The sequence below is a fragment of the Streptomyces sp. NPDC088147 genome (genome assembly GCF_044741565.1).
Taxonomy (GTDB): Bacteria; Actinomycetota; Actinomycetes; order Streptomycetales; family Streptomycetaceae; genus Streptomyces.
Genome location: NZ_JBIUSY010000003.1, coordinates 199,830 through 212,520 on the forward strand (window position 1 = coordinate 199,830; position 12,691 = coordinate 212,520).

11 protein-coding genes are annotated in these 12,691 nt (G+C 70.3%); 6 read left to right on the plus strand and 5 right to left on the minus strand.

Going from position 1 to position 12,691, the window contains the following annotated elements:
• Positions 1–233 precede the first annotated feature (233 nt).
• Positions 234–2,246, plus strand: coding sequence for a molecular chaperone HtpG (gene htpG / locus ACIOGX_RS11720; protein WP_401912321.1), 2,013 nt, complete (start codon positions 234–236; stop codon positions 2,244–2,246).
• A 94-nt stretch (positions 2,247–2,340) separates the two neighbouring features.
• Entirely contained in the window at positions 2,341–2,607 is a 267-nt protein-coding gene (locus ACIOGX_RS11725) for a hypothetical protein (RefSeq protein ID WP_356515304.1), read from the plus strand.
• A 21-nt stretch (positions 2,608–2,628) separates the two neighbouring features.
• Here ACIOGX_RS11725 and tatA read toward each other — a convergent pair whose 3' ends face one another.
• From tatA to ACIOGX_RS11745, 4 genes are all read right to left on the minus strand, one after another.
• Positions 2,629–2,850 (minus strand): Sec-independent protein translocase subunit TatA, encoded by a 222-nt coding sequence (gene tatA, locus ACIOGX_RS11730; protein ID WP_356515302.1) that lies wholly within the window; start codon positions 2,848–2,850, stop codon positions 2,629–2,631.
• A 75-nt stretch (positions 2,851–2,925) separates the two neighbouring features.
• The gene (locus ACIOGX_RS11735) at positions 2,926–5,913 is read right to left on the minus strand and encodes an HAD-IC family P-type ATPase (protein WP_401913363.1); all 2,988 of its coding nucleotides are present in this window, start codon (positions 5,911–5,913) and stop codon (positions 2,926–2,928) included.
• Positions 5,914–5,977: 64 nt separating this feature from the next.
• Positions 5,978–6,334, minus strand: a complete 357-nt coding sequence (locus ACIOGX_RS11740; RefSeq protein ID WP_383962065.1) for an ArsR/SmtB family transcription factor — start codon at positions 6,332–6,334, stop codon at positions 5,978–5,980.
• Positions 6,335–6,434: 100 nt separating this feature from the next.
• Positions 6,435–6,788 carry a twin-arginine translocase TatA/TatE family subunit gene (locus tag ACIOGX_RS11745; protein WP_401912325.1) on the minus strand — a complete coding sequence of 118 codons (354 nt, stop codon included), beginning with the start codon at positions 6,786–6,788 and terminating at the stop codon, positions 6,435–6,437.
• Positions 6,789–6,959: 171 nt separating this feature from the next.
• Here ACIOGX_RS11745 and ACIOGX_RS11750 point away from each other — a divergent pair, with 171 nt between their 5' ends.
• A complete protein-coding gene (locus tag ACIOGX_RS11750) occupies positions 6,960–8,228 on the plus strand; it encodes an FAD-dependent monooxygenase (protein WP_401912328.1) in 1,269 nt (422 codons plus the stop codon).
• A 46-nt stretch (positions 8,229–8,274) separates the two neighbouring features.
• Here ACIOGX_RS11750 and ACIOGX_RS11755 read toward each other — a convergent pair whose 3' ends face one another.
• Positions 8,275–8,991, minus strand: a complete 717-nt coding sequence (locus ACIOGX_RS11755; RefSeq protein WP_401912331.1) for a hemerythrin domain-containing protein — start codon at positions 8,989–8,991, stop codon at positions 8,275–8,277.
• Positions 8,992–9,079: 88 nt separating this feature from the next.
• Here ACIOGX_RS11755 and ACIOGX_RS11760 point away from each other — a divergent pair, with 88 nt between their 5' ends.
• The 3 genes from ACIOGX_RS11760 to ACIOGX_RS11770 all read left to right on the plus strand — a co-directional run bounded on the left by ACIOGX_RS11760 (position 9,080) and on the right by ACIOGX_RS11770 (position 12,556).
• Complete coding sequence (locus ACIOGX_RS11760) at positions 9,080–9,712, plus strand: helix-turn-helix domain-containing protein (RefSeq protein ID WP_356515296.1); 633 nt, start codon at positions 9,080–9,082, stop codon at positions 9,710–9,712.
• 145 nt (positions 9,713–9,857) lie between these two features.
• On the plus strand, positions 9,858–11,645 hold the full coding sequence (locus ACIOGX_RS11765) for a prolyl oligopeptidase family serine peptidase (RefSeq protein WP_401913367.1): 1,788 nt from the start codon (positions 9,858–9,860) through the stop codon (positions 11,643–11,645).
• Between the two features lie 158 nt (positions 11,646–11,803).
• Positions 11,804–12,556 (plus strand): SURF1 family protein, encoded by a 753-nt coding sequence (locus ACIOGX_RS11770; RefSeq protein WP_401763857.1) that lies wholly within the window; start codon positions 11,804–11,806, stop codon positions 12,554–12,556.
• Positions 12,557–12,691: the final 135 nt, after the last annotated feature.

The window sequence follows — 12,691 nt, forward strand, 5'->3', positions numbered from 1 at the left end:
GCGGGGTTTCCCAGGTCACCGGTCGGCGTGAGCCCCGCAGAGGTGCCGGCGAGGTCGGAGCGTGCGGGCGCGTACGCGGAGGTACCTCGCGGCGCGGGACGCCCGGGGCAGCGGCCCCGCCGTCCTCCCCCGCTCTGGCCGCATCCCCTGTGAGCGCCGCGGCGGCTGGATACCATGTGAGCCGGCCCACTGCATTGGCGCTGACGAGTAATCGGGGAAGGAATCCGGGCAACATGCCTATCGAGACATTCGAGTTCCAGGTAGAAGCGCGTCAACTCCTGCAGATGATGATCCATTCGATCTACTCGAACAAGGACGTATTTCTGCGCGAGCTGATCTCCAACGCCTCGGACGCATTGGACAAGTTGCGGTTGGAATCACTCCGCGACGACAAGCTGCGGGAAGACGTATCGGATCTCCACATCGGCATCGAGGTCGACAAGGAGCGGCGCACACTGACCGTACGCGACAATGGCATCGGCATGTCGCACGACGAAGTAGTGGAGCTCATCGGGACGATCGCGAATTCCGGCACCGCGAAGTTCCTGAAGGAGTTGAAGGAACTCAAGGAGGCCAAGGACGCGGCCGCGTCCGAGGAACTCATCGGGCAGTTCGGTGTGGGCTTCTACTCCAGCTTCATGGTGGCCGACGAGGTCACGCTGCTGACCAGGCGCGCGGGGGAGAGCCAGGGGACGCGCTGGGAATCCAGTGGCGAGGGTACGTACACCATTGAGACGGTCGACGACGCGCCGCAGGGTACGTCGGTGACGCTGCGGCTCAAGCCCGAGGACATCGAGGACCAGCTCTTCGACTACACGTCCGCCTGGAAGATCAAGGAAATCGTCAAGCGGTACTCGGACTTCATCACCTGGCCCATCAAGATGGCCGCGGAATCCACGGACACCGACGCGGACGCGGACGCGGATGCGGATGCTGGTGCGGACGGCGGCAGTGGCGGCCCGCGCGAGGCCGAGACGATCAACTCCATGAAGGCGCTGTGGGCCCGTTCCAAGGGCGAGGTGACCGATGACGAGTACAGCGAGCTGTACAAGCACATCAGTCATGACTGGAACGACCCGCTCGAAACCATCCGTATGCAGGCGGAGGGCACCTTCGAATATCAGGCGCTGCTCTTCATCCCGTCCCACCCGCCCCAGGACCTGTTCATGCAGGGACACAAGCGCGGAGTTCAGCTCTATGTGAAGCGCGTGTTCATCATGGACGACTGCGAAGCGCTCATGCCCGAATACCTCCGCTTCATCAAGGGTGTCGTCGACGCGCAGGACCTGTCGCTCAATGTCTCGCGGGAAATCCTCCAGCAGGACCGCCAGATTCAGTTGATGCACCGTCGCCTCGTCAAGAAGGTGCTGTCGACGCTGAAGGACATGATGTCCGGCAGCCCGGAGCGTTACGCGACGTTCTGGAAGGAATTCGGCCGGGTCCTGAAGGAAGGTCTGCTCAGCGACTTCGAGAACCGCGACGCGATCCTCGGCGTCTCCTCGTTCGCGTCGACCCAGGACAAGGAGGGGCTGACCACTCTCCGGCAGTACGTGGACCGTATGAAGGAGGGCCAGCAGCACATCTTCTACATGACGGGCGAGTCGCGCTCGGCCATCGAGAGTTCGCCGCACATGGAAGCGTTCCAGGCCAAGGGCTTCGAAGTGCTGCTGCTGACCGACCCGGTCGACGAGGTGTGGGTCCAGTCCGTACCGGAATTCGACGGCAAGCAGCTGCGGTCGATCGCGAAGGGCGAGGTCGATCTCGACACCGAGGAGGAGAAGAAGGAGGTCGAGGCCGAACGCGAGAAGCGGCAGCAGGAGTTCGCCGGTCTGCTGACGTGGATGACGACGGAGCTGAGCGAGAGCGTGAAGGAAGTACGGCTCTCGTCCCGGCTCACCGTCTCGCCCGCCTGCATCGTCGGGGACACCCACGATGTGACGCCCGCCCTGGAGAACATGTATCGCGCCATGGGCCAGGAGGTGCCGCGCATCAAGCGCATCCTCGAACTCAACCCCACGCACCCGCTGGTCACCGGGTTGCGGAAGGCCCACACGGAACGGGACGCCGACGCGGGACGGGACGCCGACGCGGGACGGGACGCCCACACGGAACGGGACGCCGACGCGGGACTGGCCGAGGCGGCCGAACTCCTCTACGGGATGGCCCTCCTGGCCGACGGCGGCGAGCTGAGTGACCCCTCGCGCTTCATCAAGCTGATGGCGGACCGGCTGGAGCGCACTCTGTAACCGGGCTTCACCACCGTCCGGCCCGCGGCGTACGTCCGTCCCTGTCCGGATCCCCTCTATAGTCCTAAACTTGCGCAACCCATAAAGTGTTCGCATGAATGATCAGGGCAGGGATCCGGGCAGGCACCCGGACGTGAAGGCGTACGCGACGGAATGGGAAACCGCGGTGCTCGACGGCGGCCCCGCGGACGGCATGCGGATGCGGGTCACCGACCGGCCGTCCGTGGTGCAGGTGACGTACCCCTGCGAGCTGGAGGGGCCGTCGGGCGGCGCCCAGGCGGTGGCGGTCTACGTGTACCGGCGGGACCCGCGCGTACAGGGCGAGCCGCTGCGGTACGGAATCGACAGAGCCAGCCCCTGAGCTGAGCCGCGCGCTCCGCGCTCAGCGTGCCGCGTCATCGCCGGCGGCTTCGGAAGGCGCCCGGCCGGAGGGGGCCGGGTGCGTGGCACCCTCCCCCTTCATCGCCTTCGCCTCGCTCTTGAGAATGCGCAGGGACTTGCCCACGGCACGCGCGGTGTCCGGCAGCTTCTTCGAGCCGAACAGCACGATGATCACGATCGCCACGATCAGCAGATGCCAGGGCTCCAACCCGTTACGCACCATTTCCGCCCCGCCTTCCTCTCTCAATTGCTGTATTGCGCAACCGTACAACCATGAGGGAGCTCCAGCCGGGCGCCCCTACAGCTGAGCGCCGCCGATGCGCCGCCGCGCGAGCACCAGTCCGGCCGCGTACAGGCCCAGAACCGCGCCGAGCAGTACGTAGGAGAGTCCCGGCAGCGGGGGCATGCCCAGGACAGGGCCGAGCGGCGAGAGCGGCAGCAGCAGCCCGGTGACGGCGAGCCCCGCGGCGGCCCAGCGGACGGGGCTCGGAGCCCGCCGACCGGACGCGGGGCGTGCGCTCGTACGCAACAGCAGCATCACCAGCGCCTGGGTGAGCAGGTTCTCGGTGAACCATCCGGAGTGGAACTCCGCCTGGCCGTCCCCGTCGACGGCGGCGTGCGAGGCCGACGCGAGCAGCGCGAACGTCGCCAGGTCCGAGAGCGCGTTGATGAGACCGAAGCCCGTGATGAACCGGAAGAACGCCCGGGAGCGCAGCTCCGTCGGCCGGCGCAGCGCCTCGGGCAGCGGCCGGTCGTACGCGAAGGCGAGCTGCGCGGCGTCGAAGCACAGGTTCTGGACGAGGACCTGGGCCGGAAGCATCGGCAGGAACGGCAGCAGCAGCCCCGCGACGAGCATCGCGATGACATTGCCGAGGTTGGAGGAGAGCGTGATCCGCAGATAGGTGGCGATATTGCCGCTCGAATGACGCCCGGCGCCGATCGCGTGCTCGATCGCGGTGAGGTCCTTCCGCGCGAGCACGACATCGGTGGACTCGCGGACGACGTCGACGGCGTCGCGCGGGCATATCCCGACATCGGCGGCGTGCAGCGCGGGCAGGTCGTTGACGCCGTCGCCGAGGAAGCCGGTGGTGTGCCCGTCGGCGCGGACGGCGGCGACGATACGGGCCTTGTGCTCGGGTGTGCAGCGCGCGAAGACGGTGGTGTGCCGGGCGACCTCGGCGAGTTCCGCGTCGGTGAGCGCGTCGAGCCGTTCGGCGGTGACGACCTCTCCGCCAGCGAGGCCACCGCCAGCGAGGCCGCCGCTCCCGAGGCCACCGGTTCCGAGGCCACCGGTTCCGACACCACCGTCAGCGAGGTCACGGCCCCCGAGGTCAGGGCCTGCGTGCCCGCCGACCCCGAGGTCACGGCCCGCGTGCCCGCCGGCCGCCATGTCGAGGCCCAGATCCAGACACGCGCGGGCCGCCGTGCCCGGGTGGTCGCCCGTCAGGATCTTGACCGTGACGCCGCGCTCGGCGAGCACCTTCAGCGCTTCGGCGGCGGTCGGAGCGAGTGCGTCGTGGAGCGCGACGAAGCCCCGGAAGTCGAGTCCGCGCTCGTCGGCGGGGGTGTAGTCGCGGTGACGGGCGGGCCGTTCCGCCGTGGCGACCGCGAGCAGCCGCAGACCGCTGTCCGCCTCGCGGGCGGCCAGCGCGCTGAGCCGGTCCCGTTCCTCGTCGTCGAGCGCGCACCGCTGGAGCACGGCCTCGACCGCCCCCTTGACGACGAGCGTGTGGGTGCCGAGGCTGCCCGGCCGTCGTACGACCGCGGTGGAGAGGCGGCGTACGGAATCGAACGGGAGGGCCGCCACGCCCTCGTACCGCGCCGGATCCTCTTCGTCCACCGCGTCGAGGATCGCGTCGTCGAGGGCGTCAGGGGCGGGCAGATCGGCCAGTTGCAGGGTCCACCAGGCGTTCACGGCGGCCCAGCGCAGCACCTCGGGGTCGGGGTCGCCGTTCGCGTCCGTCGACCCGCCGACCACCGGCCGGTCCTGGGTGAGGGTGCCCGTCTTGTCCAGGAACAGTACGTCGACGGCGCCGAGGTCGTGCAGCGCGGGCAGACGTTTGACGATGACCGCGTGGTGGCGCGCGAGGCGTGAGGCGCCCCGGGCCAGGGCGGTGGTGACGATGACCGGCAGCATCTCCGGAGTGAGTCCGACGGCGACCGCGACCGCGAAGGGGAGCGTCTCCAGGCCCCGGCCGCGCAGGGCGGCGTTGGCCATCAGGACGAGCGGCGGGGTGAGCAGCATGAACCGGATGAGGACCCACGAGATGCCGTTCACCTGCCGGTCGAAGGCACTGGCCGTACGGCGTCCCGGCCGGCCGCGCGCGGCGCCGAACCGTGTACGTGTCCCGGTCGCCACGACGACGGCCGTGCCGCTGCCCGAGGCGACGCTGCTGCCCTGGAAACACAGCCGCGGCTGCGCGAACACCCCCGCGAACGTCTCACCGGCCGCGGAGGTACGGGCCACCGGCTCGTTGCCTGTCGGGGCCGCCGCGTCGACGGCGTACTTCTCGACCGGCGCCGACTCCCCCGTCAGCGCCGCCTGATGCACGGTCAGCCCGCTCGCGCGGAGCAGCAGTACGTCGGCGGGCACCAGATCGCCGGGGCCGAGGCGGATCACATCGCCCGGCACCAACTGGTCGACCGGAATCTCCCTCGGCCGCGAGCCGCCCCCGTCGGCCCGGCCCCCACGGGCCCCGCTCCCGTCCCCATCCCCGTCCCCGTCGCTCCCGCGCCGCTGCACCGTCGCCGTGGTCGCCACCAGCTCGCGCAGCCCGGCCATGGAACGGTCGGCCCTGTGCTCCCCGGACGAGCGCAGCAGACAGCTGACCACGACCAGCGAGAGGATCACCAGGGCGGTGCCCCAGGCGGAGACGGTGGCCGACACCACCCCGAGACAGAGCAGTACGGCGGTGAACGGATCCCGCGTGCTCCGTACGAAACGCCGCGGCCAGGACGCCGTACGCCACTCCGGCACCGCGTTCTCGCCGTACCGGAGCAGCCGCTCCTCGGCCTGCGCCTCCGTCAGCCCGCGCGGCCCGCTGTCCAGCCGCCGCAGCACCTGGAGGGTCGTCAGGGCGGCCAGATCCGGCGGGGTGCCGTCCCCGCCCGGCGCCCAGGGGTCCACGGGACCGAGGCCGGCGCCCGGCCCCGGCCCGGACGTGGCCGCCGTGGACCCATCCGCCCCGGACGTACCCGCTCCGGACGTACCCGCTCCGGACGTACCCGCCTCGAACGTACCCGCTCCGGACGTACCCGCTCCGGACGTACTCGCTCCGGACGCCATGGAGTCCGGCGCCACGGAGTCGGGCGCCACGGAGTCGGGCGCCACGGAGTCGGGCACCGCGGACTCAGGCAGTGATGTCGCGGACGCGCCGTGCCGGGGCGTGCGCCGCGCGGTCGGTCAGCTGCCCGACCATCAGCCGGACCACGGTCACGACATCCGGATCGTCGACGAAGTACACCTGGCGACGGCCCTCGCGCCGCGACCGTACGAGACCGGCCAGCTTCAGCTTGGTCAGATGCTGGCTCACGGCGGGCAGCGCCCCGCCCACGCGCTCGGCGAGTCCGGTCACATCGCTCTCGCCCTGGGCCAGCACCCACATGATGTGCAGCCGCGCAGACGACGCCAGCAGTCCGAACGCGGCGGCGGCCTCGGCCAGCACCTCGGCAGGAGGGTCCTCGAAGCCGCCGGCACCCGTCGGCACACCTGGCGTCACGATCGCTCTCCCGTCCCGCGCGGGCCGTCACCCCGTCAACCCGAATGTCCTCATACCTGAAGGCCCGAACCAGCGGTTCAGTCTAGGGCTACGGCCTGTCGCGAGAGTCCCGCGCGGGGGCGTCGTCCCGGTCGACGATGATGCCCGTGACGACACGACGCTCCCCCGGCCCGGCGGCGTCGGACGTCCTGCCGGAATCCTGGCCGTCCGTCGTGCCATCCGTCTTGGCGTCCGTCTTGCCGTGCGTCTTGCCGTGCGTCGCGCCATCCGTCGCGCCATCCGCCTGGCCCGCCTCTTTGCCCTCCTCCTTGAGCGCCTTCGTCTCACTCTTGAGGATGCGGGCGGCCTTGCCGGCGGAGCGGGTCAGCTCAGGGAGCCTCTTCACCCCGACGACCACGGCGACGACGATGAGGATCAGGGCCAGTTCACTCAAGCCGAACATCAAGTCTGCTCTCTCCCGGTAACGGATCGGATCGACTTCTACAGCGCTGTAGAAGTATTCAGCACAGGCCGACCACGCAACAAGTCCATGCCGAGCCAACCGCACCGCGGCCTGCTACTCTTCGTCCGCAATTGATCACTTAGCGTCACAACGGGACAACCGGGAGCACCTGTGAAGGTCGCATGCGTCGGCGGCGGGCCCGCCGGCCTGTACTTCTCGATCCTGATGAAACGGCAGAACCCGTCCCACGACATCACCGTCTACGAACGGAACGAGGCCGGGTCCACCTACGGCTGGGGCGTGACCTACTGGGGCAGCCTGATCGACAAGCTCCATGTCCACGACCCCGAATCAGCGGTCGCCATCAGCGAGAACTCGGTCCGCTGGAGCGACGGGGTCGCCCACGTCGGCGACCGGAAGACGGTGCACCACGGCGACACGGGGTTCGGAATCGGCCGGCGCCGGCTGCTCGGCATCCTCACCGAGCGGGCCCGCTCCCTCGGCGTACGCGTCGAGTTCGAGCACACGATCACCAACGCAGCCGAACTGCCCGACGCCGATCTGGTCGTGGCCTGCGACGGAGTCGGCAGCGCACTGCGCGAGCGGCACGCCCAGCACTTCGGCACCGAAGCCACGGCCGGGCGCAACACCTACATCTGGCTCGGCACCACCAAGGTCTTCGACTCGTTCACCTTCGCCTTCGTCGAGACCGAGCACGGCTGGATCTGGTGCTACGCCTACGGGTTCAGCGAGGACGCGAGCACCTGCATCGTCGAGTGCTCCCCGGCGACCTGGACCGGCCTCGGGCTCGACAGGGCGAGCGAGGCCGACGGTCTGGCCCTGCTGGAGCAGCTCTTCGCGGGGCCGCTGGACGGGCACCGGCTGATCGGCCGGGCGCAGGCGGACGGCAGCGCGCAGTGGCTCAACTTCCGCACCCTGACCAACCGGACCTGGCACCGCGGCAATCTCGTCCTGCTCGGCGACGCCGCCCACACCACGCACTACTCCATCGGCGCGGGCACCACTCTCGCGATGGAGGACGCCATCGCTCTGGCCGGCGCGCTGCGCGGGCACGACAGGCGGCGCGGACACGACGTACATGACGCACGTGACGTACATGACGCACACCACGTGCACCCCGAACTGCGGGCCGCCCTCGTCCAGTACGAGCGGGAACGGAGGTCCGCCCTCCTCCCCGTCCAGAGCGCGGCCCGCTACAGCGCCCAGTGGTACGAGAACCTTCCGCGCTATATGCAGCTGGCCCCGCCGCAGATGTTCGCGCTGCTCGGGCAGCGGCACTCCCCTCTGCTGCCGCACATCCCGCCCCAGCTGTACTACCGGATCGACCGGGCGGCGGAACAGCTGGAGCCGCTGCGCAGGCTCAAGCGCTGGCTGGGCCCGAGGGTCGCGCGCACGCTGCACGCCCGTTCACGCGGCTAGCTCCGTCCAGGTACGTCGTCGTCATCGTCGTCATCATCGTCGTCGTCTAGATCCTGTCGAGATACGTCGTCACCGCCAGCGCCTTCTTGGTGGAGCGGTAGCGCGCCAGCAGTACCGGGCGCAGCCACCGCACCGACGCCGGGAAGGCGCTCAGCACGGCCGCGTATCCGGGGATCCGGTCTGGGTCCTCCATCAGGCCGAGCACCAGGTGCGGGCTGCCGCGGAAGCCGCCATGGAAGATCCCCTCCCGTACGCGCGTGAGGTCGGCGTCCGGCACCTGCGGGAACAGCTCCAGCAGGACCGGCTCCTCCTCGTCGAAGTGTCTGGTCAGAATCTCGCGGACCCGCTGGGCGGACGGCAGCCCGGACATGGCCGCCTCACTGACGACCACCAGCACCTCGGCGCGCCCGCCCGTGATCTCCCGGGCGTCGATCGCGTCGACCACCCTGGCGAGGGCGTGCAGCTCGGCGTCGAGCGCCTGGTGCTCGACGAGCATCTCGTCGAGTTCGGCGACGGCGGTGGGAAACAGGTCCCGCAGCGCGGGCCAGAGTTCGTCGTCCTCACTCCCGTGATGGCTCCTGATGTAATCGATCAGCCAGCGGGAGGTGCTGACCAGCGTCCTGACATCGACGGGCTGACCGTCGGCGAGATTCGCGAACGAGACGGCCACGAGGGCGGCCCCCCGTCGCATGATCATGTGCTCGGCGAGGAGTTCGTCGTACAGGCGCGAGCGTTCGGCTCGAAGCGCGGATGAAACCTTCATTCTCTGTCCCTCGAAGATAGGGGTGAGCCCCTATGTAATGAACTCAAAGCTACTGTAATAAATGCCCGACTTGCCCTAAAATAACCACATGTCTGACGGACGGCCGTACCACTCTCCTCGCCGCGCACTCACCGCGGCCGCCACACGGCGCGACATCATCGACGCGGCACGGCGGCTCTTCCTGGAGCGGGGTTTCGCGAAGGTGACCGTCGCCGAGATCGCCTGCGAGGCAGGGACCGCGGTCAAGACGGTGTACGCCAGCGCCGGGGGCCGGCTCGACATACTGCGGGAGACCGTCCACCGCGCGGCCGCGCACTCGGGCGCTCAGGAGACCGTGAAGCGGATACGGGGCACCGAGGACGCCGTCTCCGCCATCGCCCTGCTTGCCCACCGCACCCGGCTCAGCAACGAGGAGCACCGCGAATCGATCGCGATCCTCTACAGCGCGCTGCCTGTGCACGAGGCGGCGGAAGCACTCTGGGACGAGGGCACCTCTATCTACACATCTGCCCTCCGCGAGATCGCCTCACACCTCAAGGGCCTCGGTGCTCTCAAGGCCGGGATGACCGTCGAGCGGTGCGCGGACGTGCTGTGGTTCTGCTTCGGGCTGGGCGCCTGGCGCACGCTCGTCGACGACTGCGGCTGGACCTGGGACCAGGCCGAGAAGGAGCTGGCGGCCGTGGCCACGAAGATGCTGCTCAAGGAGTTATCCACAGGCTGAGCGGGACGCCGACGGAATGTCAGGGGCCGGGCGCAGAATAGGGGGCATGACTGAGATCACCGGTTCGACACCGGATTCGACAGCGGCCTCGACAGCGGACGCGGCGGCCGGCCCGGCTGCCGCCCCGACCCCGGCCGCGGCCTCGATGCCCGCGTGGGAGAAGCGCTTCCGGGCGCCGCGGGTGTCGCTGCCCGACTGGGCGGAGGACGCGCCGGAGCGCGCGCTGTTCGTCTCCAACGCGACGGGGACGTACGAGCTGTACGCGTGGGATCGCGCGACCGGTGAGCAGCGGCAGGCGACGGACCGGCCGAACGGGACGACGGACGGCGTGCTCTCGCTCGACGGCGAGTGGATCTGGTGGTTCTCGGACACGGACGGGGACGAGTTCGGGGTCTGGATGCGGCAGCGGTTCACCGCCGGGGCGGACGGAGCCGGTGACGAACCGGCGGTGGCGGGGCTCGCCCCCTCCTATCCTGCCGGGCTGGCGCTCGGCCGGGACGGCACGGCCGTGGTGGGGCGCTCGACCGACGAGGACGGCTCGACGCTCCATGTCGTACGGCCCGGCGAGCAGCCCGTGGAGATCTACCGGCACCGCGAGTCGGCCGGGGTCGGCGATCTGTCGCACGACGGCTCGCTGCTGGCGATAGAGCACACCGAGCACGGCGACGCGATGCACTCGGCGGTGCGGGTGCTGCGGCTGGACGGCTCGGTGGTGGCCGAGCTGGACGACACGGAGGGCGGTACGCGCGAGCTGGGCCTTGAGGTGCTGGGCTTCGCGCCGGTGGAAGGGGACAGCCGGCTGCTCATCGGCCATCAGCGGCGGGGCCGCTGGGAGCCGGTCGTCTGGAATCCGCTGACCGGCGAGGAGACCGAGCTGGCCATCGAGCTGCCCGGCGATGTCAACGCCGAGTGGTATCCGGACGGATCGGGGCTGCTGGTCGCCCACAGCTTCGAGGCCCGCGGCGAGCTGTGGCGCTATGACTTCGCCAAGAGCGCGCTGGTCCAGCTGGAGACCCCGGCGGGGACGGTCTCGGGGGCGACGGCCCGGCCCGACGGAAGCGTGGAGTATCTGTGGTCGTCCGCGGCCCGGCCGCCGGAGGTGCGTTCCACGGCGGGCGGGGTGGTGCTCGATCCGCCGGGACCGGCGGCGCCCTCGTCGGTGCCGGTGGAGGACGCGTGGGTGGAGGGCCCGGGTGGCCGGATCCACGCGCTCGTGCAGCGGCCGGAGGGCGAGGGCCCGTTCCCGACGGTCTTCGAGATCCATGGCGGCCCGACATGGCATGACAGCGACGCGTTCGCGGCGGGCCCGGCCGCGTGGGTCGACCACGGCTTCGCGGTCGTCCGGGTCAACTACCGGGGCTCCACCGGATACGGACGGGAGTGGACGGACGCGCTCAAGCACCGGATCGGGCTGATCGAGCTGGAGGACATCGCGGCGGTCCGGGAGTGGGCGGTCGCGTCCGGTCTGGCGGATCCGGCGAAGCTGGTGCTGTCGGGCGGATCGTGGGGCGGCTATCTGACCCTGCTGGGTCTCGGCACCCAGCCCGATGCCTGGGCCGTGGGGCTCGCGGCCGTGCCGGTCGCCGACTATGTGACGGCGTACCACGACGAGATGGAGGCCCTCAAGGCGATGGACCGCACACTGCTGGGCGGTACGCCGGAGGAGGTGCCGGAGCGGTTCGCGGCCTCGTCACCGCTGACCTATGTCGACGCCGTCCGGGCCCCGGTCTATATCTCGGCGGGCGTGAACGACCCGCGCTGCCCGATCCGCCAGGTGGAGAACTATGTGGACAGGCTGGCGGCCCGGGGCGCGGTCCATGAGGTGTACCGGTACGACGCGGGCCATGGCTCGCTCGTCGTGGAAGAGCGGATCAAGCAGGTCCGGCTGGAGCTGGAGTTCGCGGTCAAGCACCTGGAGGAGGGCGCGCGGTGAGGTGAGATGACGGGAGCCCGCGGCCCGGGGCCTCCACGGGGGACACGGGGGGACACGGGGGGACACGGAGGCCCCGGGGCGGGAGGGGGGCCTCTGCGAGGGGGCTTCTACGGGGCCCCGGGACCGGGGGCCGGGGCAGCGTTCCGTACCGTGGAGGGGTGTACCGCTTCCTGGTGACTCCGCGCTGGTTGGGGATCAACGTCTTCGTCCTGCTGGCGATCCCCGTGTGCATTTTCATGGGGATCTGGCAGCTGGGCCGCTTCGAGGTCCGCGTCGCCTCGCACGAGGCCGCGCAGGCGGCGCCCGATCCCGGTGAGCGGCCCGCGGCGGCGCTGGAGACACTGCTGCCGGTCGACCAGGAGACCTCGGGCCGGCACACCACCGCCAGTGGGCGGTACGAGGACCAGTTCCTGGTGCCGGGCCGGGAGCTGGACGGCAAGACCGGTTCGTATGTGCTGACCATGCTCCGTACCGACGGCGGCAAGGCGCTGCCCGTCGTGCGCGGCTGGCTGCCCAGCGGCGGGAAGGCGCCCGCGCCACCCACCGGCGAGGTGACCGTGGCCGGGGCGCTCCAGGCGTCCGAGTCCACCGGCTCCGACGGGGTACGGGCGGGCGGCGGACTGCCCCGCGGCCAGCTGGCCATGATCAGCGCGGCATCGCTGGTCAATGTCGTGCCGTACGACGTGTACGACGCCTGGGTCACCGTCAGCAAGGCGTCGGACGGGCTGCGGGCCGTGCCCGCGGGCGCGCCGCAGAACACCGGGCTCGACCTCAAGGCGTTCCAGAACCTCGGTTACACCGGCGAGTGGTTCGTCTTCGCCGGCTTCGTGGTCTTCATGTGGTTCCGGCTCGTCCGCCGCGAGGCGGAGGCGATCAGGGACCGGAAGCTGGGGCTGGAGACCGCCGCGTAGCCACTCCGGTCCCCAGGCCCGTGTCCCGTGGGCCGTGGGCTGTGCCCCGTATCCGTGGGCCGTAGGGCGTATCCGCGGGCCGTGGACCGTGTCCCGTGGGCTGTGCCCGGTGTCCCGTGTCCGGTGTCCCGTGTC